Below are 26,929 nucleotides of genomic sequence, written 5' to 3' on the forward strand. Positions count from 1 at the left end.
GCCTCCGCTGCGTCTCGCTGTGTCAGTCCAGCCTTGTCGCGAGCGCTCCTCAGGGCGAGACGCAGCTTCCGGCGGTTGAGGCTGGGATCCAAAGCAGCCACGGCACCCGTCGTGCGTCCCGGCACCGGACGCCGCCGAGCCATTACCATCGGCCAGCATCGGCGGGCCTTCGCCCGACCCTCAGGCCAGGGAGCGAATCGTGCTGATCACCCACGACACCCGGTGCGCCCTCGACACCGTGGTCGATCTGGTGAACACCGCACCGGAGGACGACGCGTCCCCGGACGCGCTGCCGGATGTCGCGGCGCTCGCGGATTTCGTACGAAACCACGAGATCAGCGGTGTCGGGGTGCTCTCGGAGTTCGATCTGTCGGCCGTGCGCAAGATCCGCGGCAGGTTCGCCTCGGTCTTCGCCGCCCCGGACGCTCGGGCCGCCGCCGCCCTGATCAACGAGCTGGTCGCCGCCGCGGGCACCACTCCCCAGCTCACGGATCACGACGGCTACGAATGGCATGTGCATTACTTCGCGCCGGGCGCCTCCGTCGCCGACCACCTGGCGGCCGACTGCGGGATGGCACTGGCGTTCTTCGTGGTGGCCGGGGAGCAGGAGCGGCTGCGGCGCTGCGAGGCGCCCGACTGCCGACGGGCCTTCGTCGACCTGTCCCGGAACCGCTCGCGCCGCTACTGCGACAGCCGGACCTGCGGCAACCGTCTGCATGTGGCCGCCTACCGGGCGCGGCGCAAGGAGGCCGCGGGCTGAAGCCCGGGCGGCGGGTCGGGGCCTGGCGGGTGTCGACGTGGTCCCCGACGGGTGACGCCGGGGACCACGGGTACGGCTCAGAGCAGCAGCAGGTCGTGCAGCGCTGCCATGAGCAGAAGAGACCCGATCACCGCAAGGAAGATCATCAGCGGTGGCTGGGAAAGGGCGAAGAGGCATCCACGCGGCTCGTCCTGCGGCGGCGCGGTTTCGCTTTGTTTCGTGTCCAGCATCTCGCGGCGATGATGACGCAGCCGTCGCCCCGGGCGCGATCAACACGCCCGAAATGAGCGGGAGTTCGCCAGATTCCGTGATGTCCGTATCGGATCGTGATCGTTTACGGACCGGCGTGGACCCCCATGCGAACGTTTCAGTTCACCGCGCGACCGTCATATGCCGTGCTTCTTGAGGATGGCCTCGATGTCGCTGAAGTCCTCCCCGGCGGAGCCGGTGGCCCGGGTCCTGCCCGCCGGACGGGCCGCCGGGGTGCGCGTGGCCGGGCCGAGGGAGGGTGCCGAGGCCGTGGGAGCCACCGCCTCCTGTTGGGCGCCACGGGCCGCCCTGCGCTCCTTGCGGGTGCCACGGCGGCGCTCCACGGCGCGCGTGGTCGAGAACAGCACCCATGACAGGCCGAGCACCGCGAAGCCCGCCCAGGCGGTCGGGCTGAAGGCGGTGTCCGCGAGCCAGTCGACGACGCCGGTCATCACCAGACCGAGCGGGACGAGGGAGTAGGCGGCGATACGGGTGGCCGCGAGGAAGCGCTTCCGGTACGCGGTGACCGCCGCGATGCCCAGGCCGGCCGCGGCGACGGCGGAACAGACGGTCTCGGCAATCATCCGGTCCTCCAGGCAGCTCGATCGGCAACGTGCCGCTTCGTCCCTATCCATCCTGCACCTCCCGACCCCCACCGGGCCATGCCCCGGCAGGACATCAGGGACATCTCCGGGTCGCCTCCTCCGCAGGTGCCGGTCGGGGTCGTGCCGCTGAAGCGGGTGGATGCCGTCGCGGACGGCGGCCGGGGGCGATTCTTGCCTGGGGCGATTCGGCCGGGTGGTCACGAGCTGGGAGACTGGTTCCATGAGCGACCCCTCCCCCGTCCGTCCCGCCGCGCCCGTCCTCGATGTCTGGTGCGAGCTGCAGTGCCCGGACTGCCGAGACGCGCTGGACGATGTCCGGGCCCTGCGTGCCCGTTACGGCGACCGTCTGGAGCTGCGGCTGCGGCACTTCCCCCTGGAGAAGCACAAGCACTCCTTCGCCGCCGCGCAGGCCGCCGAGGAGGCGCTGGAGCAGGGCAAGGGCTGGGAGTACGTCGAAGCGGTGCTGGGGCGCGTCGAGGAGCTCGACCGCGAGGGGGAACGCTTCCTGGTCGAGGTCGCCCGTGAACTGGGGCTCGACGCCGAGGAGTTCGACACCGCGCTGATCGACGGCCGGCACATCCTGATCGTGGACGCCGACCAGGCCGAGGGCAAGGCGATCGGCGTGAGCGGCACACCGACGTACGTGATCGACGGCGAGCGTCTCGACGGCGGCAAGAGCCAGGCGGGGCTGCGCGAGCGGATCGAGGAGAGCGTGGACCGGCTCCTCGCCGGGCGGGCATGATCGGGCCTCAGAGCAGGCTCTTGTACATCGAGTAACCCTCCGTCACATACCCCAGCGACTCGTACAGCCGCTCGGCCGGCGTGTTGCCGGCGAAGACGTTGAGGCCCAGGACCCGTCGGCCGGCGGCGATCGCCTGGGCTTCGGCCAGCAGCATCAGGGACCGGCCGTGGCCCCGGCCGCGGAAGGCCTCCTCGCTCTCGACGTCGTAGACGAAGGCCTTGGCGTCGATGAACTCCAGCCACAGGACCCCGACCCGGACGCCGTCGTGCTCCAGGACGCTGAACAGCGCCTCCGGCGTCTCAAGGCCCCGCTGCACCATCCTTTCGTGGTCCCTGCGCGACCTCTCCCGGGCCTCGGCCTCGGGCACCCCTCTCTCGCTCCAGTCCCTGGCGTACTCCGTGATGCCGCGCTCCGCCCACGGCCAGAACTCGGCCTCCGTCATGGGCCTGCCGCGGCTGCCCGCGGGCAGGCGGGGGGCCTCGGCGCCGAGCGGCTTCTCCATGCCGCGGTTGCGGTGGACGTAGCCGAGCGTGGTCGCGAGCCGCAGCGCGGGCTCGGCGTCGGCGGGAACCCTGATCTCCAACTGCCCGCAGCCCCAGCCCCGCGCCACCTCCTCGGCGGCCAGCGCGGCGACCGTGCCGCGGCCGCGTCTGCGGTCCGGCTCGTCGATCCGCAGGTCCCGGATCTGAGCGACGGTGGGTCCGAAGGACGGGTGGGTCGCGAGGTGTATCGCCCCGACGGGACGGCTGTTCACGCACACCGTGTAGTGGCGGGACAGCGCCCCGTCGGCGCCGTGCTGGAGCGGCTCGATCGGCCGCAGGGTGGTGGTCATCACCGGAGTTCTACCCGCTGCCGCGCGCCGGAGCAGCCCAATATCCGCGGCCGTCACGGATCGAGGTCGTCCCCGGCCCGCTCCTGGAAGATCCGCATGGCCTTGGCCGTCACCGGGCCGGGCGCGCCCGGCAGTTCGCGCGCGTCGACGCGATGGACGGCCTGGACGTCCCGCAGGGTCGAGGTGAGGAAGATCTCGTCGGCCCGCTCCAGGACGTCCAGCGGCAGGTCGGTCTCCCTGGCCCCGGTCCATTCGACGGTCAACGCGCGCGTGATGCCCGCGAGGCAGCCGGAGGCGAGCGGCGGGGTGTGGATCTCGCCGTCGAGTACGACGAAGACATTGGACCCGGTGCCCTCGCACAACTGCCCGACCGTGTTGGCGAACAGCGCCTCGGAGGCGCCGTCCTCACGCGCGCGTGCGAGCGCGACGACGTTCTCGGCGTACGAGGTGGTCTTGAGCCCGGTGAGAGCACCGCGCTCGTTACGGGTCCACGGCACCGTGATCACGGCCGTGGAGTCGGGGCGCGGGGTGGACTCGCCGAGGGCGACCACCAGGGTCGGCCCGTGCTCGCCCCGGTCGGATCCGAGGGGGCCGTGGCCGCCGGTGTAGGTGATGCGCAGGCGGCCGAGCGGCGTCGGGTTCGCCTCGAGTACGGCGGCGCAGGCGCGGCGGACCTCGTCGTGATCGGGGTCGGGCAGCCCGAGACCACGCGCCGACAGCGTCAGCCGGTCGAGATGCCGGGTGAGGGCGAAGGGACGGCCGTCCACCGCTTTCACGGTCTCGAAGATGCCGTCGCCCACGGTCAGCCCGTGGTCGAAGACGGAGACGCGGGCGGTCTCGGTGTCCTGCAGCCCGCCGTCGAGCCAGATCTTCACGTAAGGGTCCCTCCACTCACTTCGTACGTTCCCGACGCTACCGCGAGCAGCCGGGACGCCTTCAGCTCGGTCTCCCGCCACTCCCCCTCGGGGTCCGACCCCCAGGTGATCCCTGCGCCGGTACCGAAACGCAGCACGCCCTCGGCGCGGTCGATCCAGAAGGTGCGGATGCCGACGGCCAGTTCCGCCGTACCCCGGTCGGCATCGACCCAGCCGACGCCTCCGCAGTAGGGGCCCCGGGGCGCGGTCTCCAGGGCGTCGATGATCCGCAGGGCACTGGACTTGGGCGCACCGGTGACCGAGCCGGGCGGGAAGGCGGCTGCGAGCAGTTCGGCCCAGCCGGCGCCCTCGCGCAGCTCGCCCCGCACACTCGACACGAGGTGGACGAGACCGGGGTGCTTCTCCACGGCGCACAGGTCGGGAACGGTGACGCTGCCCGTGGCGCACACCCGCCCCAGGTCGTTGCGCACCAGGTCCACGATCATCACGTTCTCGGCGTAGTCCTTGGCCAGCAGGTCGTCCTCGGTCCGCCCGGTCCCCTTGATCGGCCCCGACTCCACGACCCGGCCCGCCCTGCGCAGGAACAGTTCGGGGGACGCGGTGGCGATCTCCACCCCGTGTCCGGGCAGGCGGATCGTTCCTGCGTACGGCGCCGGGTTGCCGCGGGCCAGCAGCGCGGTGAGCGCGTCCACGTCGGCGCCGGGTGCCAGGGGCGCGGTCAGGACACGACAGAGGTTGGCCTGGTAGACCTCACCGGTGGCGATGTGCGCGCGAATCCGTCGTACGCCCTCCGTGTACGCGGCGCGATCCAGCGACGACGTCCAGTCACCGGCCGCCGGCCCCCGCCACCGCCCCGGCGCCGGAGCGGGCACCGGAGCCCGGCGTACGTCGGCGAAGCGGGCGCAGGTCAGACCGCCCTCGAAGGTCGCCGCGACGGCCCAGAAGCCGGTGGAGTCCAGGGCCGTGGGATCGCTGGTGACATCGAGGAGACCGGTGGCGACGCGGTCGCCGAAGCGGGCGAGAGGAGCGAGGTCGAGCACGCTGTCGAGTCTATGGCGGGTGTCCTGCGGGTGACCTGGCCATGTCCTCGCGGCCGCCCTGACCACGCACGTCGACATGCGCAGGGCAGCACGCTGCGCAAACGCGTTTTTGTGCTGGCCCCGGAATCCGCTAGAGTTCAACTCGTCGCCGGGCCGCGCAAGCGGACCGGAAGGACAGGCGAACGTAGCTCAGTTGGTAGAGCGCAACCTTGCCAAGGTTGAGGTCGCGAGTTCGAACCTCGTCGTTCGCTCGAAAGAGCAAGGGAGATCTTCCCGATCCCCCACACTCCTGGTGGAGTGGCCGAGAGGCGAGGCAACGGCCTGCAAAGCCGTCTACACGGGTTCAAATCCCGTCTCCACCTCCAAGGACGATTAGCTCAGCGGGAGAGCGCTTCCCTGACACGGAAGAGGTCACTGGTTCAATCCCAGTATCGTCCACTGGATCTTCGACGCATCATCGAAGGTCTGACCCGCGCGATTAGCTCAGCGGGAGAGCGCTTCCCTGACACGGAAGAGGTCACTGGTTCAATCCCAGTATCGCGCACGCAGTACAGGCACGATCTTGATCGTGTTTCCCGCGCGATTAGCTCAGCGGGAGAGCGCTTCCCTGACACGGAAGAGGTCACTGGTTCAATCCCAGTATCGCGCACACACCGAAGCCCCCGGCCCTGCGGCCGGGGGCTTCCTCGTTGCCCGGTCAGCTGGAGAACAGCATGTGGCCGAAGCCGCGGTTGCGGTGGTGGCCGCCGTGATGACCCCCGTGGCCGCCGTAGTGCCCCCCGCCGTGCTGCGGCGCACCCCACGCCGGTGCGCCGGGCGCGGCGGGGTACTGCGGAGCGGCCGGAGGCGGTGGAACGACGGGACCGCCGCCGTACTGGCCCTCCAGTCGGGTCAGCGCCTCCAGCTCGCCGTAGTCGAGAAAGATCCCGCGGCAGCCGCTGCACTGCTCGATCTGGACACCGTTGCGGTTGTACGTGTGCATCGGGGCATGACACTTCGGACACTGCATCGTCGGCTCAACTCCTCGCCGGTCGGTCCTGCTTAGCGTTACGCCAGGACAGACTCTGTCCGGCTCTGGTCGGTTGCACCCTACTTCGCGAAACCGTCCGCCAACTCCGGCGGGGTGGAACCCATTCGGTCACAGGCGTCGACGACCGCCTGCTCCACATCGTCCAGGGCCCGGCCCGCCTCGGCCGCCTTGGCGATCGCCCTGGCCGCGGTCTGCACGGTGAGGGCGCGGGCGGCGACGTCCAGGGCGGGCCAGGGGTCGCCCTCGGCCGGAACAGCGGGGCCGCCGGCCGCCCGGTAGGCCCCGAGGAAACGGGCCCACTCCTCGGGCGACAGCAGGCCGCAGGCGTACCAGGCGGCGGGGCGGGCGAGGTCCCAGGCGGGTTCTCCCACGCCGAGGTCGTCGACGTCGATGAGACGCCAGGGGCCGTCGGGGGCGGGGTGGCGGACGAGCTGGCCGAGGTGGAGGTCGCCGTGGCAGAGGGTGGTGGTGTCGGACATGGGGGTCTCCGCGCGGGCCCAGGGCGGGAGGGTGCGCCAAGCGCGCAGGCATGAGGCGACGGCGGCTTGCGGTTGCTGCCGGGTCGCCTTCAGAAGACGGGCGACAGCGAGAGCGGCCTTGACGGGGCCCCGCATGGGAGGCAGGTCCGGTGGGGCGGGGGTGCGGTGGAGGTGGGCGAGGAGGGTGGCGGCCGGTTCCCAGGGGGCGGCGTCGGGGTTCTTCGGGTCCACGGGTTCGCCGTACGGCCAGAAGGTGACGAGCCTGCCGTGCAGCTCTACGGGGTTCCTGTTCAGGGGGTTGAGGAGGATGCCGGGGAGGTGGGCGGCCGTGGTGAGGCGGGGAGCCAGGTCGGCGGGGGTGGTGTCGGGGGCGTGGGCCTTCGCGACGGTGTCGGCGTGCCGGACGACTGTGGCGTCGGGGCGGTCGGCGAGGGTTGCCGCGCCGCACACGCACGCCTCCTCCGTGCCGGAGTGAGCCGCGCTTCTCGCTCTAAGGGTGAGCTCGGTGAGGAGGGGGTGGGGGGTCACGGGGCTCCCTGGGCGGCGGGTCGTCTGTTCGCGAGGGTAGGGCACTGCGCTGGGCGCCTGCGGGGGTGCGCCGGGTTCTGTTGTTCGGCGGGTGCGGGCTGGTGGGGGCTGGTCGCGCAGTTCCCCGCGCCCCTGAGGAGTTGCAGTCACCCGCGCCATGAGGGACCGCTCGTCACGTCACGCGCCACGACGGCCGTCAGGCGGGTACAGGCCCGTCGTGGCTGGTCGCGCAGTTCCCCGCGCCCCTGAGGAGTTGCAGTCACCCGCGCCACGGGCCGTTGGCCGCGTACGGCGAGAAGGGGACGGGGTGGGGGGCCGCCCGCCGCGGGCGGCGTCCGTTACAGGGAACAGCTGAAGCAGCCGAGCCGCCGGACCGAGGACGGATACCCCCACCCCGGCGCCGCCCCCACCACCGGACCGCACGCGCTACACCCGCCCCCACCGGGCCGCAACGGGCCGCCGCAGGCATTCAGGGGCGCGGGGAACTGCGCACAACGCCCGCCCCCAACAAGCCGAACAAGAACCCGCCCAACCCCCGGAGGGAAAAGCAATGCCGGCGCAGCTCCCCAGCTGCGCCGGCATTTTGCCGTCCGCCGCACCCCCGTCCCCACGGGGTTTCATGGGTGGATGTCCCCGCCCGGACCGCTCTTCCGGGCCTGGGGTCGCCGCTCAGCGCCCCAGCATCACTCCCACGGACGACGCCTGTGTGGCCACTGTCTCCCAGCCGTCGAAGACGACGAGGAGCAGGACCGCCAGAGGAAGGGCCATCAGCGTCGCCACCAGTGGGTGACGCCGGCCCGTACGGCGGGGCTGACGTGTGCGGGACAGTGTCCGCGGTGCCGTAAGAGCCATGGTCCCTCTCCTGACCGTTCTGTTGTCATTGGCAGCGGCGGGTGTCTGACCTCGGGGGACGAGTGCTGCACCCGCCGCTTGACCTCAAATCTAGGCGTCCCGGGCTCTCCGCACGTCATGCCCTCGTACCGATTGCCGGGCCTCCCCGAGGATGAGCCATGACCAGCGGAGTACTCCCGTGGGTGGAGACGGGGACCTAGGTCTCCGGGTCTTCCCGGAGGGGTCGCCCGGTCTGCCCCGCTTTCTCCGAGCTGTCCTCGCGCGGCACCGGCTGCTCCACCAGAGCCAGCACCCGGGTCGCCATGAACCGGGCCGTGCGCACCACCGATCCGTTGCGCGTGACTTCGCTCACTTCGACGACACCTCGGCGTACCGCCGTCTCCACCCGGCGGCCCGCCCTGCTCGCCACCACCTCGTAGGTGCGCGTCGTGTCCCCTGCGTCCACGACTATCTCCACGCGATCACCCTTCACGGGTTCAATCCCCCTTCTGCGACGGGTGGTTGGGATCACATCCGAACCGAAGTCCGCCCGCCCTCCGGCTCCCTGACCACCCCTCAATTCTCCCACCCGGCACTGACAATCCATCGGGACGAGAGGGCGCGGCCTCTGCGCGCGGCGGCCCGCACATACGTAAGCTGTGGCTCGTCACACGGACCGGGCAGCGGGGATGAACATGGCGATGATGCGCCTGAGGCGCGAGGACCCGCGCGTCGTCGGCTCGTTCAGGCTTCACAGACGGCTGGGCGCCGGGGGGATGGGCGTCGTCTACCTGGGCTCCGACCGCAAGGGGCAGCGGGTCGCGCTGAAGGTCATCCGGCCGGATCTGGCCGAGGACCAGGAGTTCCGGTCACGGTTCGCGCGCGAGGTCTCCGCGGCCCGGCGGATCCGCGGCGGCTGCACCGCCCGGCTGGTCGCGGCCGATCTGGAAGCGGACCGTCCGTGGTTCGCCACCCAGTACGTGCCCGGCCCCTCCCTCCACGACAAGGTCGCCGACGAGGGTTCTCTCGGCGCCGCCGAGGTCGCCTCCATCGGGGCCGCCCTGTCGGAGGGGCTCGTCGCCGTGCACGAGGCGGGGGTCGTGCACCGCGACCTCAAGCCGTCGAACATCCTCCTGTCCCCCAAGGGGCCCCGGATCATCGACTTCGGCATCGCCTGGGCGACCGGAGCCTCCACCCTCACCCATGTCGGGACCGCCGTCGGCTCCCCCGGCTTCCTCGCACCCGAGCAGGTGCGCGGCGCCGCGGTGACGCCGGCCACGGACGTGTTCTCCCTGGGCGCGACCCTGGCGTACGCCTCGACGGGTGACTCGCCCTTCGGGCACGGCAGTTCCGAGGTGATGCTGTACCGCGTGGTGCACGAGGAGGCCCAGCTGCACGGCGTGCCCGACGCGGTCGCCCCCCTCATCCGTGCCTGTCTGGCGAAGGATCCCGAGGAGCGGCCGAGCACCCTCCAACTGTCGCTGCGGCTCAAGGAGATCGCGGCCCGCGAGACACAGGGCCTGCCGGATCTGCGGCCGCCCGCCCCGCGTGCCGGTGAGGCGGACCGGCCGACCGGACGCATCGCCGAGACCTACCAGACCTACCCGGAGCGGGCCGCCCAGCGACGACCCCAGGGACAGCCGGGCACCTCCGGCTCCCAGGGGGCTCCCCCGGTCCGCGGTTCCGGACAGCCCCGGGGCCAGGCCCCCGCGCGAGGCGGCGTTCCGTCACGTGGCGGAGGCACCCCGCGCGGCAACGGCGTGCCCCCGTCCCGTCCCGGTTCCCGGCCCACCCCGTCCTCCTCCTCGCGGAACACGACCCGCTCCGGCAGCGGCAGCGGCAGCCGACCCGCGCCGCGCAGCGGTACCGGCCGCCCGACCTCCAGGAACACCAGGACGGGGCTGCGCCCCGCGAACCCCCGTCTCCTGCGCCAGCGGCTGTTCGTGTTCGTCGTCGTGACCCTGCTCGTGGCGTTGGGCATCGCCGCGGCCCAGGGCTGCCAGGGTCCGTCGCGCGGGCTGGGCGGCGGCGACGGTGTCGTACGGGAACAGCGGCAGGGGCAGGTGCACGCCTCGCCGGATCAGGTACCGCCTCAGCGGTGGGCCGGCGACGGCTCGAACTGAGCACGCCGCCGGGACGGCCGTAGGCGATGAGCCCAGGCAGGAGGCAACCGCCGGTCAGGCCTGCGGTCGTCCCGTGGCCACCGCGTAGAAGGCGACAGCGGCCGCCGCGCCCACGTTGAGGGAGTCGACGCCGTGGGCCATCGGGATGCGGACCCATTCGTCTGCGGCGACCAGGGCCTGGGTGGTCAGGCCGTCGCCCTCGGCGCCGAGCATCAGCGCGACCCGGTCCATCTTGTGCGGGGCGGCCTCGTCGAGGGTCCTGGCCTTGGCGTCAGGGGTGAGGGCGAGGAGGGTGAAGCCGGCCTCGCGGACCGACTCCAGGCCCTTGGGCCAGGTGTCGAGGCGGGCGTAGGGGACGGAGAAGACCGCGCCCATCGAGACCTTGACGCTGCGGCGGTACAGGGGGTCGGCGCAGTCCGGCGACAGCAGCACCGCGTCCATGCCCAGCGCCGCCGCCGAGCGGAAGATCGCGCCGATGTTGGTGTGGTCGTTGACCGACTCCATGACCACCACGCGACGGGCGCTCTGGAGCAACTCGCCCGCCGTGGGCAGCGGTTTGCGCTGCATGGAGGCGAGCGCGCCGCGGTGCACGTGGTAGCCGGTGACCTGTTCGGCGAGCTCCGGGCTGACGGCGTACACCGGGGCGGGGAGTTCGTCGATGACGTCGCGCATGACGTCGACCCACTTGGCGGACAGCAGCATGGAGCGCATCTCGTAGCCCGCGTCCTTCGCCCGGCGGATGACCTTCTCGCCCTCGGCGATGAACAGGCCCTCGGCCGGCTCGCGTTTGCGGCGCAGTTCGACGTCGGTCAGGCCCGTGTAGTCGTGCAGGCGCGGGTCGTCGGGGTCATCGACGGTGATGAGATCGGCCACAGGGTGATACTGCCTTGTCCTGGGAGCGGTGCCAACGGCTGGGAGCGGGTTGTGTTACCCCGGGTTACTCCGAGGGCTCCGACACCCGCGGTCCTACGGCCACGACCTCGCCGACGACGATGACGGCCGGAGGCTTCACTTCCTGGGCGACGGCCACCTCACCGACCGTCGCCAGGGTGGCGTCGACCCGGCGCTGGGCGGCGGTCGTGCCCTCCTGGACCAGGGCCACCGGGGTGTCGGGCGACTTGCCGTGGGCGACCAGGGTCTCGGCGATCCGGCCGATCTTGTCGACGCCCATGAGGATCACGAGGGTGCCGGTGAGCTTGGCGAGCGAGGGCCAGTCGACCAGGGAGCGCTCGTCGTCAGGGGCCACGTGGCCGCTGACCACCGTGAACTCGTGGGCCACGCCCCGGTGGGTGACCGGGATGCCGGCCGCGCCCGGGACCGAGATCGAGCTGGAGATGCCGGGGACGACCGTGCAGGGGATGCCGGCGTCGGCGAGGGCGTGCAGCTCCTCCATGCCGCGTCCGAAGACATAGGGGTCCCCGCCCTTCAGCCGTACGACCGACTTGCCCTGCTTGGCGTGCTCGATCAGGGCGTTGTTGATCGCCTCCTGGGCCATGAAACGGCCGTACGGGATCTTCGCCGCGTCGATCACCTCGACGTGCGGTGGGAGTTCGGCGAGGAGATCGCGGGGGCCGAGGCGGTCTGCGATGACGACGTCGGCCTCGGCGAGGAGGCGGCGGCCGCGGACCGTGATGAGGTCGGGGTCGCCGGGGCCGCCGCCGACGAGGGCGACGCCGGGGCTGCGGGTGCGGTGGTGGGGGGCGACGAGGGTGCCGTCACGCAGACCCTCCACGACCGCGTCCCGGATGGCCGCCGTGTGGCGGGGGTCGCGGCCCTTCGCGTCGGTCGTGAGCACGGCGACCGTGACACCCTCGCTGTGGCCCGTCGCCGGGGTCCAGGCGGTGGCGGCGTCGGCGTCGTCGGAGCGGACGCACCAGACGCGGTGGCGCTCGGCTTCGGCGGAGGCGCGGGTGTTTGCCTCGGTGTCGCTGGTGGCGATGAGGGCGTACCAGGCGTCTTCCAGGTCGCCCTCGGCGTAGGGGCGCTTCTGCCAGGTGATCTCTCCGGCGTCCGCCATGGCCTCGACGGAGGGGGTCGCTCCGGGGGAGACGAGGAGGACGTCCGCGCCCGCCGCGATCAGTGCCGGGAGGCGGCGCTGGGCGACCTGGCCGCCGCCGAGGACGACGACCTTGCGGCCGGTGAGGCGGAGGCCTACGGGGTAGGCGGGGTTCTCGGCCATGAGGGGCGGCTCCTCTTTACGGCTGTGCAGTGGCCCTGACGTGCGGATTTTACGGGGTGGGTGGGGAGGGCGGCTGAGGTGTCCGATGGCTGGGCGTCTTGCCGGGTGCGGGCGCGGGCGTCCGTGCCCACCCGTCCCGCCCTGCGGGACGACTGCCCACGGACGCGCGACGGCCTGCCGTCCCGGACCTGCGTGCGAAGAGTCCCGGAGACCGAGCGTCCCCGGGTCTCTCGCCCGGCGCCTACTTCTCGGTCACCCCTGCGGAGTCGAAGGTCGCCACCTCGTGCATCGCTCTCGCGGTGCTCTGCACCAGTGGCAGGGCCAGCAGGGCGCCCGTGCCCTCGCCCAGGCGGAGGTCGAGGTCGACCAGGGGGCGCAGACCGAGCTTGTTCAGGGCCGCCACGTGGCCCGGTTCGGCGCTGCGGTGGCCCGCGATGCAGGCCGCGAGGACCTCCGGGGCGATCGCGCGGGCCACCAGGGCGGCGGCGCCCGCGCTGACGCCGTCGAGGATGACCGGGGTGCGCAGGGAGGCGCCGCCCAGCAGCAGGCCGACCATCGCCGCGTGTTCGAAGCCGCCGATCGCCGCCAGGACGCCGATCGGGTCGGCGGGGTCCGGCTGGTGGAGTTCGATCGCGCGGCGCACGACCTCGGTCTTGCGGGCCAGGGTCTCGTCGTTGATGCCGGTGCCGCGGCCGGTGACCTCGGCGGGGTCGGTGCCCGTGAAGACGGAGATCAGGGCGGCGGACGCGGTGGTGTTCGCGATGCCCATCTCGCCCGTGAGGAGCGCCTTGTTACCGGCCGCGACCAGGTCGCGCGCGGTCTCGATGCCCACCTCGATGGCCTGCTTGGCCTCCTCGCGGGTCATCGCGGGACCGGTGGTCATGTCGGACGTACCCGCCCGGATCTTGCGGGGCAACAGGCCGGGCGTGGCCGGGAGTTCGGAGGCCACACCGACGTCGACCACGCACACCTCGGCGCCCACCTGGCCGGCGAAGGCGTTGCAGACAGCGCCGCCGCCGAGGAAGTTGGCGACCATCTGGGCCGTCACCTCCTGCGGCCAGGGGGTGACGCCCTGGGCGTGCACACCATGGTCGCCGGCGAAGATCGCGACGGCCGCGGGCTCCGGGATCGGCGGCGGGCACTGCCGGGAGAGCCCGGACAGCTGGGCGGAGATGATCTCCAGCATGCCGAGCGCACCGGCCGGCTTGGTCATCCGCTTCTGCCGCTCCCAGGCCTCGCCGAGCGCCTTGGCGTCCAGCGGGCGGATCTGCGCGACGGTCTCGCCGAGCAGGTCGTGCGGCTCCTCACCGGGCAGGGCGCGGCGGCCGTACGTCTCCTCGTGCACGACCCAGGACAGCGGGCGGCGCTTGGACCAGCCCGCCTGCATCAGCTCGGGCTCGTCCGGGAACTCGTCGACGTACCCGACGCACAGGTAGGCGATGACCTCCAGATGCTCGGGCAGGCCGAGGGCGCGGACCATCTCGCGTTCGTCGAAGAAGCTGACCCAGCCGACGCCGAGGCCCTCGGCGCGGGCGGCGAGCCAGAGATTCTCCACGGCGAGCGCGGCGGAGTACGGGGCCATCTGCGGCTGGGTGTGCCGGCCGAGGGTGTGGCGGCCACCGCGGGTGGGGTCGGCGGTGACGACGATGTTCACCGGGGTCTCGAGGATGGCCTCGATCTTCAGTTCCTTGAACTGCTTGGCCCGACCCTTGGGCAGCGACTTGGCGTACGCCTCGCGCTGACGCTGGGCCAGGTCCTGCATCGCGGCGCGCGTCTCGGCGGAGCGGATGACGACGAAGTCCCAGGGCTGTGAGTGGCCGACGGAGGGCGCGGTGTGGGCGGCCTCCAGGACCCGGAGCAGCACCTCGTGCGGGATCGGGTCGCTGCGGAAGCCGTTGCGGATGTCGCGGCGCTCCCGCATGACCTTGAGGACGGCCTCGCGCTCGGCGTCGTCGTAGGCGGGCGCGGCGGGGCCCGTGGACTGTCGTGGTTCTGCCACGGGGGCCGTGCTCACTTCCTGGACTTCCTGGTCTTCCTGATCGGCCGCCCGGGTGTCCAGGTCGTCCGCCTGCTGGGCGAGTTGGGGGTCGCCGCCCGCCTCACGCGGGGCCGGGACCATGGCTTGCTGTGCGTCGTCCGCGGGGAGCGACAGGGGGTGCGGCGGGGTCGGCGCGAGGTGCGGGGTGGTCGGCACCGATCCGTCCACCGGCACGAACTCACCGAGGGGCTGGCCCGGTTGGGGCTCCAAGGGGACTCCGGCGGGCAGCACGACGGGGGTCTCGGCGGACCCCGGGGTCGCGAACTGGGACTGCGCGTCCGGGAATTCGGCCGCGAGCGGCTGGAGTGCCGGCGTCTGAGGGCCCTGCGGCGCCTGGTCCGGGGCGGGCGGGAACTCCTCCTGCGCGGCGGCCCGGGGCTGCTGGACTCCGTCTGCGGGAGCCGGCGGGTCCATCGGGTCCGTCGGCTGTACGCCGGTGTCGGCCGTGTCCGCCGCGACGGGCTCCGGGGCGGGCTGGACGAGGTCCGGCGCGGGTACGAGGTGCGGGGCCTGCGGTTTGTCGGCGGGCTGGGCGGCGGGGGCGGGCTCCTGGGCCTGCTCAGCCGCTGGTGCCGCCTGCTCGACGGGGAGTGGCTCGGGGGCCTCTGCGGCGGAGCCGTCCTCCGCGGGTGCGGGGAGGTCTTCGGCGGGTGCGATGACGGCGTCCGCGGGCTGCGGAACCAGTTGGGCCTCCGCGGCAGCCTGGAGAGTCACGGCTTCGGCGGTGTCCGGGGTGGCCGCGGCGACGGCTTCCTCAACGGGGGGTGCGGATTCCGGAGCCGCGGTTTCCGATGCCGTGACGGTTTCCTGGGCAACGGCCGTGTCCGGGGCGACCAGGGCCTCCTGGGACGGGTCGGCTTCCTGCACCACGCCGGGTTCCGTGTCCTGGACCGGGTCCGTCTCCGGGGACACGGCGGCTTGCTCGGCCATCACCGCTTCCGGGGCGGCCATGTCCGGCGCGAGCGCTTCCTCGGCGGCAACGGCCTGTGGGGCAAGGGCGACCACCGACTCCTGTCCCTCCGGGCCCGACTCGGCTCCGGCGACGTCCGCCCCGACCGGGACGGGCTCGGTCGCGACAGCCTGCGGCACGACAGCCTCCGGCACGACAGCCTCGGTGACCGGCATGGTGGCGTCGGCGTCCGCAGCCGGGGTCTCCACGGCGGGCCCGGCCTCGGGCACGGGCACCTGCTCGGGCGACTCGCCCACCTGGGCGTCCTCGCTCACCGCCGCGGCTTCAGCGGCCTCGACCGCATCCGGCGCGGCGACTGCCATGTCGGCGCCAAGAACCTGGGCCGCCTCGGGCATGGGTCCGGGTCCGTCAGGCTGGGCCGCGGGGGCGGGCTGAACCGCGTCCGGCAGGGAGGTGTCTCCCTGCAACTGCCCCCCGTCGAGGTCAGTGTCAGCGGGCTCGCCCTCCACGGGCTGAACTCCGTCGGCACCGGACCCGTCGGCCACGATCTGGCCTGCTTCGGCGGCCGGTGCCTGCGACGGCTCCGGCGCGTGCACGGCCTCGGGGCCCGGTCCGGCATCCGGCACAGGAGAAACCGGAGAAACCGGAGCAACCGGAGCAACCGGAGCAACCGGAGCCTCGTACCCGCCGACCTCCGCCTCGGGAACCTGCTGGGCCACCGCCGCCTGCGCCGTACCCACCGGTTCAGGCGCCGGAACAACCGTTTCGGCAGCCGGGGCCACCGTGCGCACCGGCGTCTGCACGGCGGCCTGGGCCGGGGCGCCCCACGGGACCGCGCCCTGCGGCTGCGGGGCCTCGTAGTACTCGGGGCCGGACGCGGCCGGCTGCCGTACCGGCGTGCCCGCGGGGCCGCGGTCGGCGAGGGAACGGACCGGGCTCGCGGAGGCGTCGGGGATGGGCGGGCCGAGGTGCAGGGGCCGGCGGGGCGTGATGGGCGGGATCGGCACCGTAGGAGCCTGGGGCATGCGCACCGCGCTCATGTCGTGCGCTCCGCTGTCGCGGCCGGCCATCTCGTGCGGGCCCGGCTCGTGGACGGTCTCGACGACCGGCTCCGGAGCGGGCGGGGCGACCTCGTTGCCCCACGGGCTCTGGGCGCCCGGCAGCAGCAACAGGTCTTCGTCCTCGGCGGTGGTCTCGGAGAGGTAGGTGTACGCACCCGGCGCGGGGACGCCCGGCTGTTCCACCATGCCTGCGTTCTCCGGCAGTCCCTCGCCCGGGACCTGGCCGGTGTCGGTCATGCGTACCCCTCGCCCATCGGTTAGTGCTTCTACGACCAGCTCACCGGGGACGGCGCACCGACCGCCCCCGTGTGAAGAACGAGCGTGCGTGCCCAGCGGCACGAACGGCCCGCCGAGAAAGACGACAAAGCCATTAACTGGCATTGTCCCGGCCGTTACCCCGTCGCGACAGGTTGATCCGCGACAGCCCGCTGTGGACTGCGCCACGTTGCGCGTCCTCCGGTTCTGCCGTACCGCACCCACCCCAAAACGGGCGCGCTTTCCGGACATTGACGAACGAATGCCGGTCGGCCGGGAGTGGTACAACAGTCGGCCAGCCTACCGCGCGCGGTACGACAACAGGATCACGGGGACGGCGCAAGGACGACCCGGGGCGTCAGGCCGTACGGTCCGGGAGTACCGCGCTGAGCAGGAACGCGACGCTCCGTTCCGTCTCCGTCCAGGCCCGGGTGTCGAGTTCGACGGACTGGAGGAGGGCGCACTCGACGCGGTAACCGTGCTCGGTGAGGTCGCGGCCGACGAGTTCGGCCTCGTCGCGGGTGGCCGCGTGGGCGACGATGCGCTGCGGACGCCGGTCGGCGACCGCGGAGACCACGGCCACCCCTCCGCCGCCGACGCGGACGACGTCCGGTTCGGGCAGGTTCTCCAGGACGTGCGGGGCGATGCCGGGGACGATCTGGACCTGGAGTCCGAAGGCGCGCGCGTTGGCCTCGGTGCGCTCGCAGGCCCTCAGGTCGCGGTCGACGGCGATGACGGCGGCCCCGGCCCGGGCGGCCTCGGTGGCGAAGGCGCCGCTGCCGCAGCCGATGTCCCACACGAGGTCGCCGACGCGCGGTCCCAGGCGGGCGAGTTGGGCCGCGCGGAGCGGTTCCAGTTCGCCTTCGCCGATGAGACCGCCGTAGGCCTCGGCGGGCAGGGTCCAGCCGCGGGGCGTGGCGGCCGGGTCGCGGCCGGCGATCCAGCCGCCGTCCTCCGTGACGGCGGCGGTGCCGCCGATGACGATGACGAGGTTGGGGTCGCGCCAGGTGTGGTCGGCGGCCTTGTCGGAGGTGACGACGGTGACCTGTTCGCGGTCGGTGCCCAGTTCCTCGCAGATGACGAAGGTGCGGTGGACGCCCTCCATCAGCAGGCCGAGTTCGGCGGGTCCGGCGCCGGGCGAGGTGAGGACGGCGACCTTGGGGTGGGCCCGGCACACGTTCACCGCGCGACGCAGGGTGCGCCGGTGGGCGACGACCACCTGGGCGTCGTCCCAGGGCATACCGGCCCGCGCGAAGGCGGCGGCGACCGAGGACACGCCGGGGACGACCTCGACCTCCAGGCCGAACTCGGGTGCGCGCAGGGTCCGTACGACTCCGAAGAACCCGGGATCGCCGTCGGCGAGCACGACCGCGGTGCCGCGGTGGCCGGTGATACGGCGGGCGGCGAGGGCGACGCTGCCGAGGCGGATGCGTTCGGCGGCGGCCGGCACCTCGGGGAGTGCCAGGTGGTGGGCGGCGCCCGCGACGAGCGTGGCGGCGCCGAGGGCGGAGCGTGCCGCGGCGGTCAGCGGCGAGCCGTCCCAGCCGATCACCGTGACCCGGTCGGCCATCGTCTCTCAGTCTCCAGGGGTGTGCGCGGGCCGTCGTCGGTGGGCAGCCCGCGGGCGGCTTGGTGAGGGTACCCGCTGCGCCCCGGAAGCTCTTTCACCGGCCTGAGTTCGAATTCGGTCAGTTCCAGTCGGAGTACGTCGTGAAGCCGTCCGCGTCGGCCAGCTGGTCGCCCGCGCCGTCGAGGTCCTCGGGCAACAGGCTCCACACGATGAAGTCGGTGCGGACGTCGCTCCAGGTGCCGTCGTCGGCGCGGACGCGCGCTATACAGGCGCCTCGCAGGACGCCTTCGCTGATACAGCCGATCTTCTGGGCGACCTGCTGGGAGGCGGTGTTGTCGGCCGCCGTGCGCAGCTCGATCCGCTCGAACTTCTGGTCGGTGAACAGCCACTGGGCGGTGGCGAGCGCGGCCTCGGAGGCATAGCCCTCGCCGCGGGCCCAGGGGGCGATGATGTACGACAACTCCGTGGCGCGGACGTGCCAGTTGGTCTTGGTCAGCTGGACGATGCCGACGAGGCGCTGGGTGAGGAACTCCGTGACGGCGAAGGTGATCCCACGGCCGGCCTCCCGCTCGGTCGGCGCGTACCGCGTGATCCAGCCGCGCGCCTGCTCCTCGCTGTACGGCTGGGGGACGTCGGTCCAGGCTCCGACCTGCTCGTCGTTCATCATCTCGGCCAGTGCGGGTACGTCGTCCTCGTCGAGGGGGCGCAGCACCAACCGCTCCGTGCTGATGGAGATGTTGGGGAAGGTGCCACTCATGCGCCACTCCGTAGCCGTCGGAAACCTGCAGGGCCTGCTGAACTGCCCAGCATGCAGCATGAAAGCACCGAACCGCATCACGGGGTCCACACATCGTGAGCGAGTGGACCCCGTGCGTGGCGATACGTCGTATACGCGCCGGTAGCCTCGCCTCGCTCAGAAGGACGCGATGACGGAGCCGGCGTACTTGTCCTCGATGAACTTCTTGACCTCGGCGGAGGTGAGGAGCTTGGCGAGCTTCTTCACCCGCGGGTCGTCCTGGTTGCCTTCCTTCACGGCGAGGAAGTTGCCGTAGGGGTTGTTCTTGGCGGACTCCAGTACCAGGGCGTCCGAGGCGGGCTTGAGGTCGGCCTCGATGGCGTAGTTGCCGTTGACGACCGCGGCGTCGACGTCGTCCAGGGAGCGCGGGGTCTGGGGCGCCTCCAGCTCCTTGAACTTGAGGTTCTTCGGGTTCTTGGTGATGTCGGAGGGGGTCGCCTCGTTGCCCACGCCGTCCTTGAGCGTGATGATTCCGTTGGCGTCGAGCAGCTTGAGGGCACGCGCCTCGTTCACGCTGTCGTTCGGGACGGCGATCGTCGCACCGCTCTTCAGGGCGTCGGCGCTCTTGACCTTGTGGGAGTAGAGGCCGAGCGGCTCCAGGTGAACCGTGACGACGGGCACGATGTGGGTGCCGCGCTTCTTGTTGAAGTCGTCGAGGAAGGGCTGGTTCTGGAAGTAGTTGGCGTCCACCGAGCCGTCTTCCGTGGCCGGGTTCTGCGTCGTGTAGTCGCTGAACTCCTTGACCTCCAGGTCGAGGCCCGCCTTCTTCGCCAGGTGCTCCTTGACGTAGTTCAGGATCTCGGCGTGCGGGGTGGGGCTCGCGGCGACGACCAGCGGTCCGCTGGTGTCGGAGGCGGAGCCGGACGAACCGCAGGCGCTGAGCCCGAAGGTGAGGGCTCCGGCGGCGAGGACGGCGGCGGTGAGCTTTGCGGTGTTACGCACGAAAAGTGCCTTTCCTTTTGGGTGCAGCGATCCCGTGAAGGGGTGCACGGGAAATTTGGGAGCGTGTCAGACGGTCTTGGTGTCCGCCGTGGACGCCTTCAGCAGACGGAGTTTCGGCGCGGGTCCGGAGCGTCCGCCGCGGCTGTGCAGCGAGCGGGCCGCGTAGTCGCCGGCGAACTGGATGAGCGAGATGACGACGGCGAGGATCGCGACGGTGATCCACATGAGCTGGGTCTCGAAGCGCTGGTAGCCGTAGCGGATGGCGACGTCGCCGAGGCCACCTGCGCCGACCGTGCCGGCCATCGCGGAGTAGCCGATGAGGGCGACGATCGTGGTGGTGGTGCTGGCGATGAGGGACGGCAGGGACTCCGGCACGAGGACCTTGCGGACGATCGTCCAGGTGTTGCCGCCCATGGACTGCACGGCCTCGACCAGGCCCCCGTCCACTTCGCGGACAGCCGTCTCGACGAGACGCGCGAAGAACGGGATCGCCCCGATCGCGAGCGGCACGATGGCGGCCTCGCGGCCGATGGTGGTGCCGGTGATCGAGCGGGTGAAGCCCATGAGCGCGACCATCAGGATGATGAACGGCATCGAGCGCGCCACGTTCACGACCTGCCCGATGACCTTGTTCGCGACGACGTTCTGGAGGAGTCCGCCGCGGTCGGTGAGGACGAGCAGCACACCGAGCGGAAGGCCGCCCACGACCGCGATGAGCGTGGACCAGCCCACCATGTAGAGGGTGTCCCAACACGCCTGCTCCAGCAGGGGCTGCATCTCGGACCAGGTCACTTCGCACCTTCCTTCACCAGCTGCGGCTCACCGACGACGTCGATCTGGAGGCCCTGTTCGCGCAGGAAGCCCACCGGCACGACGTTGTCCTCGTAGCGGCCGGGCAGTTCGATGCGCATCCGGCCGACCTGGAGACCGCCGACGGTGTCGATGGCGGCACCGAGGATCGATATGTCGATGTTGTAGGTGCGCGACAGCTGGGAGATGACGGGCTGGGTGGCCGCCTCGCCCTGGAAGGTGACGTCGAGGACGGTCCGGTCCTCGCCGGTGGCGTCGCCGCCGACGGGGAAGAGAGCCGAGGCCAGCTCGGAGCCGGGGGTCGCGAGCAGTTCGCTGACGGTGCCGGACTCGACGATCCGGCCGTTCTCCATCAGGGCCGCCGAGTCGCAGACCGACTTCACGACGTCCATCTCATGGGTGATGAGCAGGACGGTCAGGCCCAGCTGCCGGTTCAGGTCGCGCAGCAGCTGGAGGATCGAGCGGGTGGTCTCGGGGTCGAGGGCGCTGGTGGCCTCGTCGGACAGGAGCACCTCGGGGTCGCCGGCCAGGGCGCGGGCGATGCCGACGCGCTGCTTCTGGCCGCCGGAGAGCTGGGCCGGGTAGGCGCCCGCCTGGTCGGCGAGTCCGACCAGGTCCAGCAGCTCGAGCGCCTTGCGGGAGCGCTCCTTGCCGGACTTGCCGAGGATCTCCAGCGGCAGCTCGACGTTGTCCCGGACCGTCCGGGTGGACAGCAGGTTGAAGTGCTGGAAGACCATGCCGATACGGCTGCGCGCCTGCCGCAGCTCCTTGCCGGCACGCCGGCCGCGGCCCGCGAGGGCGGTGAGGTCCTGTCCGGCGACGGTGACCGTGCCGGCGGTGGGGCGCTCCAGCAGGTTGACGCAGCGGATGAGCGAGGACTTGCCGGCGCCGGACTGGCCGATGACGCCGTACACCTCGCCCTCGCGGACGTGCAGATCGACGCCGTCCAGGGCGGTGACCTCACGGCCGCGCGAGCGGTAGACCTTGGTCAGGCCTGTTGTCGTGATCACTGGGGTTCCGTCACTGTCGAGTACGCGGGCGTGGGTGTGCCCAGGTACGGGAGAGAAGTCGTGCGCGGGCACATGGGTCACATACGGCGTTCACGGCGTACGGACGTGCCGGGGCGGCTCGCTTCGGGGCGCGAGGCTCAGGAGGTGGTGCGGGGGCCCTCTAACAGGCGCACATTCGACACATACAACGAGCACCGGGCGTCATGGTCGCCTCGGTCGCAGAGGTGCGGCAGCTCGTCGTGGTCATGCGATCAGTAAAGCAGACGTATGGGAGCGACCAAGAACCCGCTGTCCGAATGGCGGACAGCGGTGGACAGGCTTCAGGGCCGGACGGAGATCTCCACGTTCTGGGCGGTGACCAGGGCCGAAAGGGCCGACAGGTTCTCGACCACCAGGTCGGCGTCGAGCTCGTGGGCCTGGTGGGTTGTGGTCAAGGCCACGGTGGTCATTCCGGCGGCGCGGCCGGCGCGCAGGCCCGCGGGCGCGTCCTCGAAGACGACACAGCGGGACGGGTCGACGCCGAGTTCGCGGGCGGCGAGCAGGTAGGGCTCGGGGTCGGGCTTGCCGCGGGTGACGTCGTCGGCGGCGATCAGGGTCTTGGGGAGGATGCCGACGGCTTCGAGCCGGGCCTCGGCGAGACGGCGGGTGGCGGAGGTGACGACGGCCCAGCGCTCGGCGGGCAGGGAGTCGAGGAAGGCCGCGGTGCCGGGCAGCAGGTGCACACCGCCGTCGGGTACGTCCGCCACCTCCAGGTCCTCGATCCGTGCGACGGCCGCCGGCACGACATCGGCGGGCAGCAGTTCGGCGGCTATCTCGGCGGCGGTGCGCCCGTGCAGTTCGACCCGCGCGAAGGCCTCCGCGGTGATGCCGAACTCCTCCGCCCAGCGCGTCCAGCAGCGGTGGACGGACTCCAGGGAGGAGAGGAGGGTTCCGTCGTTGTCGAACAGGAGGGCTTCGGCGTGGATCTTCATGTCCTCGACCCTACGGTGTGGCGCGGGGGCGGCCGCATCAGGCCGTTTGACCCGTAATAGGCTCGCCGCATGTTTGATGTCCTGACGCTGGTGACCGGCGTCGCCGCGCTGCTGCTGGCCGCCTGGTGCGGCTGGGCCGCCTACCGTGACGAGCCGACCAAGGACTGGCACTTCATCGGCATGGCCGTGGTGTCGGTGCTGGCGCTGGTCCAGCTGGTGGTCGGGATCGTGCAGCTCGCACGGGGCGAGAAGCCGGAGCAGGGGACCACGATCTTCGTCGCCTATCTGCTGGGGGCGTTCGCGTGTGTGCCGGCGGCGGGGTTCATGTCGCTCGCGGAGCGGACGCGGTGGGGATCGGTGACGGTTGCCGCCGGCGGTGTGGTGCTGGCCGTTCTGGAGGTGCGGCTCTATGACATCTGGGGAGGCTGAGGTGAGTCGGCGACGGCGGCTGACCAGTGGGCCGGGGACGCTGCTCGTCTGGCTGTACGGCGTGATGGTGGTCGGAGCGGTGTCGCGGTCCGCCGTGCAGATCTCCACGGAGTTCGACCGGGCGCCGCTCGCGTATTCACTGTCCGCCGTGGCCGGCGTCGTCTACGGGTTCATCACGTACTCGTTGGTGCGGGGTGGGGAGACTGCCCGTAAGGCGGCACTCGTGTGCTGTGTCGTCGAGCTGCTGGGCGTGCTGACGGTGGGCACCTGGACGTTGGTCGAGCCGTCCGCGTTTCCCGATGCGACCGTGTGGTCGGACTTCGGGATGGGGTATCTGTTCATCCCTGTGCTGCTGCCGCTCTCCGCCATTTACTGGTTGCGCAAGGGTGCGCGTACGGGGGATGCCGCCTGAGGTCGGGTGGCGGCATCCCCCGTACGCGGCTGGTCGCGCCCACGCGGCGGAGCCGCAAATCGACACAGCCCCGCGCCCCTAAAGGCCAAAAACGCTCATCACGCCGTAGCCGCGTATGCGCCCGCCGGCTTCTCCAGGACGATCATCGGGACTCCGTCCGCGCCGCCCTCCGACGTGCCCACCGTCTGGTAGCCGACCCTGCGGTAGAGGCGGAGGTTGCCCTCGCTGCGGTGGCCGGTGAAGAGGCGGAAGCTGGTGGCGCCCCGCTCCTCCGCCAGTGCGGATTCGGCCGCCCGGAGGAGGCGCGCGCCGATGCCGTGGCCCTGGAGGCGGGGGTGGACGCAGAGTTTGCCGATGGCGGCCGAGCCGTCCTCGGTGACGCGGCCGCGGACCGAGCCGACCACCTCGTCTCCCAGGCGGGCCACGAACACACAGTCCGAGGCCACTTCGGCACGGACCGAGTCCAGGGTCTGGACGAGCGGATCGATGCGGTAGTTGCCGTACAGCGCCGCCTCACTCTGGAAGCACAGGTACTGCAGCCTGAAGATCTGCTCCGCGTCCTGCTCGGCCGCCGCAGAGATGGTCACGCTCATGCCCATGTGCGCACGCCTCCCGCTCACCTGATCGCCTGTTGTCCCCCACTCCTATCCCCGCCCCCGGTGTGCCGCAACCTCCGGTGGCAGCAATCGGCGAAGACATCCCAGGCATCTGGAACGTTCCGGACCCAGACTGCCCTGTGAGATACCCAACTCCCCCGCGATCTCCCGGTAGGTGAGGTCTCTCGGGGAGAGGAGGGCCGCCATGAGCGAGGGGCAGCGGCCGGGCAGGCGGCGCACCGCGTCGTGCAGGGCCCTGCGCCGGGCCGCGGCGAGGGCGAGCTGTTCGGGAGTGCGGTCGTCGTCGGCCGCGGGTTCGGTGTCGTAGGGCCGTTCGAGGCGGGTCGTACGGCGGCTGCGGCGGGACTCCGAGCGGACGGCGCGGCGGAGCCAGCCGGGCGGGTCGAGGGGCGGGCCCTGGGTCTCCAGGTGCTCCAGGAGGCGGAGCCAGACCGCCTGCTCCAGATCGGCCGGTTCCGTACCGGCGGCATGTGCCTCCGCCGAGGCCTCGGCGGTGAGCAGTGGGCGCAGGGCGGTGACCAAGTCGTGCGTCATATGCGGTACGACACGGCCGCCCGGGGTCTGGGTTGCCCGGGCGGCCCTAAGTCACCCCCATCGGGGTGTGTCGGCTCAGCCGTTGACGAAGTCCTGGCGGGCCAGGACGCCGGTGTCGGCGTTGTCGGTGAAGACGCCGTCGATGCCGGTGGCGAAGTACCGCTTGAAGGCGCCGAAGGCGTCTCCGTAGGCGTCCGCGTCGGTGCCCTTGCGGTACTCCGCCGGCAGGAAGGGGTTCTCGTTGCGCATGGTGTAGGGGTGCAGGATCAGCCCGACCTTGTGCGCGTCGGCGACCAGGGTGGTCTCCTTGTCGAGGCTGCCGTCCGCCTTCTTCGTGATGACCAGGTCGAGGGTCGGGCCGATGCCCTGGGCGTAACCCGCGATCTCCCTCAGGCCCTTGGGGGTGATGAGGTCGGCGACCGTGCGCGGGTCGCCGGTCGCGACGAAGTCGAAGGGGCGGGTGTTCGCGGCGGACAGGAGGACGACCAGGGGGTTGTCGACGAGCTTGTTCAGGCGCTGGATGCTGGTCGGCTCGAAGGACTGGAGGATGACCGGGGAGTTGCGCTTGTCCTTGCCGTGCTTGTGCAGGAGCTTCGCGACCCGCTCCTCCAGGCCCAGGCCGAGCCCCCGGAAGTAGGTGGGGTGCTTGGTCTCGGGGTAGATCCAGACCTGCTTGCCGCGCTTGCGGGTCTGCTCGTCCTGCCACTTCAGGACTTCCTCGAAGGTGGGGATCTCCCAGCGGCCGTTGTAGAGGGTGTTGTGCGGGCGGTTGGCCGGGATGCGCTCGATCGCGCGGAGCGTCTTGAGCTCGGCGAGCGTGAAGTCCTCGGTGAACCAGCCGGTGACGGAGACGCCGTCGAGGAGCTTGGTCCTCTTGCGGTCGGCGAACTCCTTGTGGTCGGCGACGTCGGTGGTGCCGCCGATCTCCGGTTCGTGGCGGCAGACCAGGTGGCCGTCCCGGGTGGGGACGAGGTCACCGGCCTCGACGATGTCGGCGCCCAGGTCGAGGGCGAGCTGATAGGAGCCGAAGGTGTGCTCGGGGCGGTAGCCGCTGGCGCCCCGGTGGCCGATGACCGTCGGCACGGGCAGGCTCTTGAGGCCGCCGCCTCCGTGTCCTGCGGATCCGGCGGTCGCGGCTCTCGCCGTCCCGGAGAGACCCAGGACCGCTCCCCCGGCGCCGAACATCGCGGCCCCGAGAAGTGCCCGCCGCCCGGTGCCGTCCGTGTGCTCGTCCTGCGATCCCATGGGGACCCCTCCTGCCGTCGCCTCTTCGATGCGGGCCGATCGTAGGACCGCGTCCATGACGGGCGGGAGACCTCCTGCGGAACACGCGGGTGACGTGTGATGTCGTATGAGAACAGATGTCTGATGGTTCGTCGGCTTCATGGCGGAGAGGCGGGGTACGCATCGATCGGGGCGACCTCCGTCACATCGTTCCGCCCGGGTTTCCGGGAGGCAACGGGGACCATCAGCAGGTAAACGAGTGTCAACAGTGCGTAAGACCTCGGTGAACCCCGAGCGCCCGATGTGCACGACCCCCCGAGCCGCGAGTAATGTCCTCACCTGCACAGACTCATACTGTTTCCCTGGCCGTTCTCTTGACACCGGAGGGCCCGTTGTCCCGCTTCGTGCTCATCAAGGCAGTGCTCGGACCGATCATGCGCCTGATGTTCCGCCCACAGGTGGAGGGCGCGGAGCACATCCCGGGTGACGGTCCCGTCATCCTGGCCGGCAACCACCTCACCTTCATCGACTCGATGATCCTTCCGCTGGTCTGCGACCGGCAGGTGTTCTTCATCGGCAAGGACGAGTACGTCACCGGGAAGTCCCTCAAGGGCCGGCTGATGGCCTGGTTCTTCACCGGCGTCGGCATGATCCCGGTGGACCGCGACGGCGGTCGCGGCGGCGTGGCCGCGCTGATGACCGGGCGCCGGGTCCTGGAGGAGGGGAAGGTCTTCGGGATCTACCCCGAGGGGACGCGTTCGCCCGACGGCCGGCTGTACCGGGGGCGTACGGGTATCGCCCGTCTGACGCTGATGACGGGCGCGCCGGTCGTCCCCTTCGCGATGATCGGCACGGACAAGTTGCAGCCGGGCGGTTCGGGGATGCCCCGCCCGGGGCGGGTCACGGTCCGCTTCGGTGAGGCGATGGAGTTCTCCCGGTACGACGGGATGGGCCGCGACCGTTATGTGCTGCGCGCCGTGACGGACTCCGTGATGACCGAGGTCATGCGGCTGTCCGGGCAGGAGTACGTGGACATGTATGCGACGAAGGCGAAGGCCGCGTAGGGGTTCGTCGTCG

At 71.6% G+C, this 26,929-nt stretch carries 27 protein-coding genes and 5 tRNA genes; 11 read left to right on the top strand and 21 right to left on the bottom strand.

Annotated elements, in window-relative coordinates:
• Positions 1-199 precede the first annotated feature (199 nt).
• Positions 200-760 (top strand): CGNR zinc finger domain-containing protein, encoded by a 561-nt coding sequence (locus ABZT93_RS06405; protein ID WP_356099829.1) that lies wholly within the window; start codon positions 200-202, stop codon positions 758-760.
• Between the two features lie 77 nt (positions 761-837).
• Here ABZT93_RS06405 and ABZT93_RS06410 read toward each other — a convergent pair whose 3' ends face one another.
• Positions 838-990 carry a hypothetical protein gene (locus ABZT93_RS06410; RefSeq protein ID WP_356099832.1) on the bottom strand — a complete coding sequence of 51 codons (153 nt, stop codon included), beginning with the start codon at positions 988-990 and terminating at the stop codon, positions 838-840.
• Positions 991-1,146: 156 nt separating this feature from the next.
• Positions 1,147-1,593 (bottom strand): hypothetical protein, encoded by a 447-nt coding sequence (locus tag ABZT93_RS06415; protein ID WP_356099835.1) that lies wholly within the window; start codon positions 1,591-1,593, stop codon positions 1,147-1,149.
• Positions 1,594-1,834: 241 nt separating this feature from the next.
• Here ABZT93_RS06415 and ABZT93_RS06420 point away from each other — a divergent pair, with 241 nt between their 5' ends.
• Positions 1,835-2,356, top strand: a complete 522-nt coding sequence (locus ABZT93_RS06420; RefSeq protein ID WP_356099838.1) for a DsbA family protein — start codon at positions 1,835-1,837, stop codon at positions 2,354-2,356.
• Positions 2,357-2,363: 7 nt separating this feature from the next.
• Here ABZT93_RS06420 and ABZT93_RS06425 read toward each other — a convergent pair whose 3' ends face one another.
• The 3 genes from ABZT93_RS06425 to ABZT93_RS06435 are packed head-to-tail and all read right to left on the bottom strand — an operon-like array spanning position 2,364 to position 5,103.
• Entirely contained in the window at positions 2,364-3,191 is an 828-nt protein-coding gene (locus ABZT93_RS06425; protein ID WP_356099841.1) for a GNAT family N-acetyltransferase, read from the bottom strand.
• Between the two features lie 50 nt (positions 3,192-3,241).
• Positions 3,242-4,063 carry an aminodeoxychorismate lyase gene (locus ABZT93_RS06430; protein ID WP_356099845.1) on the bottom strand — a complete coding sequence of 274 codons (822 nt, stop codon included), beginning with the start codon at positions 4,061-4,063 and terminating at the stop codon, positions 3,242-3,244.
• Positions 4,060-5,103 carry a chorismate-binding protein gene (locus tag ABZT93_RS06435; protein WP_356099848.1) on the bottom strand — a complete coding sequence of 348 codons (1,044 nt, stop codon included), beginning with the start codon at positions 5,101-5,103 and terminating at the stop codon, positions 4,060-4,062. Before ABZT93_RS06435 ends, ABZT93_RS06430 begins: the two co-directional genes overlap by 4 nt.
• Positions 5,104-5,281: 178 nt before the next feature.
• Here ABZT93_RS06435 and ABZT93_RS06440 point away from each other — a divergent pair.
• The 5 genes from ABZT93_RS06440 (at position 5,282) to ABZT93_RS06460 (ending at position 5,752) form a co-directional block, all read left to right on the top strand.
• A tRNA-Gly gene (locus ABZT93_RS06440) sits at positions 5,282-5,354 on the top strand.
• Between the two features lie 40 nt (positions 5,355-5,394).
• A tRNA-Cys gene (locus ABZT93_RS06445) sits at positions 5,395-5,468 on the top strand.
• Position 5,469: 1 nt separating this feature from the next.
• Positions 5,470-5,541, top strand: a tRNA-Val gene (locus ABZT93_RS06450).
• A 34-nt stretch (positions 5,542-5,575) separates the two neighbouring features.
• Positions 5,576-5,647: transfer RNA gene (locus ABZT93_RS06455), tRNA-Val, on the top strand.
• Positions 5,648-5,680: 33 nt separating this feature from the next.
• Positions 5,681-5,752: transfer RNA gene (locus ABZT93_RS06460), tRNA-Val, on the top strand.
• A gap of 48 nt (positions 5,753-5,800) precedes the next feature.
• On the opposite strand, the gene ABZT93_RS06465 is transcribed toward ABZT93_RS06460, so the two are convergent.
• From ABZT93_RS06465 to ABZT93_RS06480, 4 genes are all read right to left on the bottom strand, one after another.
• Positions 5,801-6,112 carry a zf-TFIIB domain-containing protein gene (locus tag ABZT93_RS06465; RefSeq protein ID WP_031054045.1) on the bottom strand — a complete coding sequence of 104 codons (312 nt, stop codon included), beginning with the start codon at positions 6,110-6,112 and terminating at the stop codon, positions 5,801-5,803.
• Positions 6,113-6,192: 80 nt separating this feature from the next.
• A complete protein-coding gene (locus ABZT93_RS06470) occupies positions 6,193-7,140 on the bottom strand; it encodes an aminoglycoside phosphotransferase family protein (protein ID WP_356099851.1) in 948 nt (315 codons plus the stop codon).
• 669 nt (positions 7,141-7,809) lie between these two features.
• On the bottom strand, positions 7,810-7,992 hold the full coding sequence (locus tag ABZT93_RS06475) for a hypothetical protein (protein WP_028809711.1): 183 nt from the start codon (positions 7,990-7,992) through the stop codon (positions 7,810-7,812).
• Between the two features lie 196 nt (positions 7,993-8,188).
• Positions 8,189-8,464 (bottom strand): hypothetical protein, encoded by a 276-nt coding sequence (locus ABZT93_RS06480; RefSeq protein WP_007380750.1) that lies wholly within the window; start codon positions 8,462-8,464, stop codon positions 8,189-8,191.
• Between the two features lie 196 nt (positions 8,465-8,660).
• Between ABZT93_RS06480 and ABZT93_RS06485 the strand changes: the two genes are divergently transcribed.
• Complete coding sequence (locus tag ABZT93_RS06485; protein ID WP_356100684.1) at positions 8,661-10,094, top strand: protein kinase; 1,434 nt, start codon at positions 8,661-8,663, stop codon at positions 10,092-10,094.
• Positions 10,095-10,148: 54 nt separating this feature from the next.
• Here ABZT93_RS06485 and ABZT93_RS06490 read toward each other — a convergent pair whose 3' ends face one another.
• The 9 genes from ABZT93_RS06490 to ABZT93_RS06530 form a co-directional block, all read right to left on the bottom strand.
• Entirely contained in the window at positions 10,149-10,967 is an 819-nt protein-coding gene (locus ABZT93_RS06490) for an RNA methyltransferase (RefSeq protein WP_356099854.1), read from the bottom strand.
• A 64-nt stretch (positions 10,968-11,031) separates the two neighbouring features.
• Positions 11,032-12,273, bottom strand: coding sequence for a uroporphyrinogen-III C-methyltransferase (gene cobA, locus ABZT93_RS06495; protein ID WP_356099857.1), 1,242 nt, complete (start codon positions 12,271-12,273; stop codon positions 11,032-11,034).
• Positions 12,274-12,514: 241 nt separating this feature from the next.
• Positions 12,515-16,519: a nicotinate-nucleotide--dimethylbenzimidazole phosphoribosyltransferase gene (gene cobT / locus ABZT93_RS06500; RefSeq protein ID WP_356099860.1), complete on the bottom strand. Its 4,005-nt coding sequence runs from the start codon at positions 16,517-16,519 to the stop codon at positions 12,515-12,517.
• A gap of 376 nt (positions 16,520-16,895) precedes the next feature.
• Complete coding sequence (gene cbiE, locus ABZT93_RS06505) at positions 16,896-18,107, bottom strand: precorrin-6y C5,15-methyltransferase (decarboxylating) subunit CbiE (RefSeq protein ID WP_356099863.1); 1,212 nt, start codon at positions 18,105-18,107, stop codon at positions 16,896-16,898.
• Between the two features lie 118 nt (positions 18,108-18,225).
• Positions 18,226-18,864: a GNAT family N-acetyltransferase gene (locus ABZT93_RS06510; protein WP_356099866.1), complete on the bottom strand. Its 639-nt coding sequence runs from the start codon at positions 18,862-18,864 to the stop codon at positions 18,226-18,228.
• A 156-nt stretch (positions 18,865-19,020) separates the two neighbouring features.
• The gene (locus ABZT93_RS06515; RefSeq protein ID WP_356099869.1) at positions 19,021-19,845 is read right to left on the bottom strand and encodes a MetQ/NlpA family ABC transporter substrate-binding protein; all 825 of its coding nucleotides are present in this window, start codon (positions 19,843-19,845) and stop codon (positions 19,021-19,023) included.
• Positions 19,846-19,911: 66 nt separating this feature from the next.
• Positions 19,912-20,637, bottom strand: coding sequence for a methionine ABC transporter permease (locus ABZT93_RS06520; RefSeq protein ID WP_356099872.1), 726 nt, complete (start codon positions 20,635-20,637; stop codon positions 19,912-19,914).
• Positions 20,634-21,665, bottom strand: a complete 1,032-nt coding sequence (locus ABZT93_RS06525) for an ATP-binding cassette domain-containing protein (RefSeq protein WP_356099875.1) — start codon at positions 21,663-21,665, stop codon at positions 20,634-20,636. The genes ABZT93_RS06520 and ABZT93_RS06525 overlap by 4 nt, the downstream gene beginning before the upstream one ends.
• 320 nt (positions 21,666-21,985) lie before the next feature.
• Positions 21,986-22,636 (bottom strand): HAD family hydrolase, encoded by a 651-nt coding sequence (locus ABZT93_RS06530; protein ID WP_356099878.1) that lies wholly within the window; start codon positions 22,634-22,636, stop codon positions 21,986-21,988.
• A 69-nt stretch (positions 22,637-22,705) separates the two neighbouring features.
• Here ABZT93_RS06530 and ABZT93_RS06535 point away from each other — a divergent pair, with 69 nt between their 5' ends.
• Positions 22,706-23,065: a hypothetical protein gene (locus tag ABZT93_RS06535; RefSeq protein ID WP_007380763.1), complete on the top strand. Its 360-nt coding sequence runs from the start codon at positions 22,706-22,708 to the stop codon at positions 23,063-23,065.
• Entirely contained in the window at positions 23,046-23,477 is a 432-nt protein-coding gene (locus tag ABZT93_RS06540; RefSeq protein WP_356099882.1) for a hypothetical protein, read from the top strand. Before ABZT93_RS06535 ends, ABZT93_RS06540 begins: the two co-directional genes overlap by 20 nt.
• 98 nt (positions 23,478-23,575) lie before the next feature.
• Here the strand turns inward: ABZT93_RS06540 and ABZT93_RS06545 are convergent, their stop codons facing one another.
• The 3 genes from ABZT93_RS06545 to ABZT93_RS06555 form a co-directional block, all read right to left on the bottom strand.
• Entirely contained in the window at positions 23,576-24,076 is a 501-nt protein-coding gene (locus tag ABZT93_RS06545) for a GNAT family N-acetyltransferase (protein WP_356099885.1), read from the bottom strand.
• Between the two features lie 45 nt (positions 24,077-24,121).
• On the bottom strand, positions 24,122-24,628 hold the full coding sequence (locus ABZT93_RS06550) for a sigma-70 family RNA polymerase sigma factor (RefSeq protein WP_356099887.1): 507 nt from the start codon (positions 24,626-24,628) through the stop codon (positions 24,122-24,124).
• A 75-nt stretch (positions 24,629-24,703) separates the two neighbouring features.
• Positions 24,704-25,873, bottom strand: coding sequence for a glycerophosphodiester phosphodiesterase (locus ABZT93_RS06555; RefSeq protein ID WP_356099891.1), 1,170 nt, complete (start codon positions 25,871-25,873; stop codon positions 24,704-24,706).
• 371 nt (positions 25,874-26,244) lie between these two features.
• Between ABZT93_RS06555 and ABZT93_RS06560 the strand changes: the two genes are divergently transcribed.
• Complete coding sequence (locus ABZT93_RS06560; protein ID WP_356099894.1) at positions 26,245-26,916, top strand: lysophospholipid acyltransferase family protein; 672 nt, start codon at positions 26,245-26,247, stop codon at positions 26,914-26,916.
• Positions 26,917-26,929: the final 13 nt, after the last annotated feature.

The sequence above is a fragment of the Streptomyces sp. NPDC005303 genome (genome assembly GCF_040607335.1).
Classification (GTDB): domain Bacteria; phylum Actinomycetota; class Actinomycetes; order Streptomycetales; family Streptomycetaceae; genus Streptomyces.

Excerpts from the sequence above, each read along its gene's own strand:
- ABZT93_RS06410 (WP_356099832.1), bottom strand. The coding sequence starts at position 990 with ATGCTGGACACGAAACAAAGCGAAACCGCGCCGCCGCAGGACGAGCCG.
- ABZT93_RS06415 (WP_356099835.1), bottom strand. The coding sequence starts at position 1,593 with ATGATTGCCGAGACCGTCTGTTCCGCCGTCGCCGCGGCCGGCCTGGGC.
- ABZT93_RS06420 (WP_356099838.1), top strand. The coding sequence starts at position 1,835 with ATGAGCGACCCCTCCCCCGTCCGTCCCGCCGCGCCCGTCCTCGATGTC.
- ABZT93_RS06465 (WP_031054045.1), bottom strand. The coding sequence starts at position 6,112 with ATGCAGTGTCCGAAGTGTCATGCCCCGATGCACACGTACAACCGCAAC.
- ABZT93_RS06475 (WP_028809711.1), bottom strand. The coding sequence starts at position 7,992 with ATGGCTCTTACGGCACCGCGGACACTGTCCCGCACACGTCAGCCCCGC.
- ABZT93_RS06485 (WP_356100684.1), top strand. The coding sequence starts at position 8,661 with ATGAACATGGCGATGATGCGCCTGAGGCGCGAGGACCCGCGCGTCGTC.
- cobA (WP_356099857.1), bottom strand. The coding sequence starts at position 12,273 with ATGGCCGAGAACCCCGCCTACCCCGTAGGCCTCCGCCTCACCGGCCGC.
- cobT (WP_356099860.1), bottom strand. The coding sequence starts at position 16,519 with ATGACCGACACCGGCCAGGTCCCGGGCGAGGGACTGCCGGAGAACGCA.
- cbiE (WP_356099863.1), bottom strand. The coding sequence starts at position 18,107 with ATGGCCGACCGGGTCACGGTGATCGGCTGGGACGGCTCGCCGCTGACC.
- ABZT93_RS06510 (WP_356099866.1), bottom strand. The coding sequence starts at position 18,864 with ATGAGTGGCACCTTCCCCAACATCTCCATCAGCACGGAGCGGTTGGTG.
- ABZT93_RS06530 (WP_356099878.1), bottom strand. The coding sequence starts at position 22,636 with ATGAAGATCCACGCCGAAGCCCTCCTGTTCGACAACGACGGAACCCTC.
- ABZT93_RS06535 (WP_007380763.1), top strand. The coding sequence starts at position 22,706 with ATGTTTGATGTCCTGACGCTGGTGACCGGCGTCGCCGCGCTGCTGCTG.
- ABZT93_RS06540 (WP_356099882.1), top strand. The coding sequence starts at position 23,046 with ATGACATCTGGGGAGGCTGAGGTGAGTCGGCGACGGCGGCTGACCAGT.
- ABZT93_RS06545 (WP_356099885.1), bottom strand. The coding sequence starts at position 24,076 with ATGGGCATGAGCGTGACCATCTCTGCGGCGGCCGAGCAGGACGCGGAG.
- ABZT93_RS06550 (WP_356099887.1), bottom strand. The coding sequence starts at position 24,628 with ATGACGCACGACTTGGTCACCGCCCTGCGCCCACTGCTCACCGCCGAG.
- ABZT93_RS06555 (WP_356099891.1), bottom strand. The coding sequence starts at position 25,873 with ATGGGATCGCAGGACGAGCACACGGACGGCACCGGGCGGCGGGCACTT.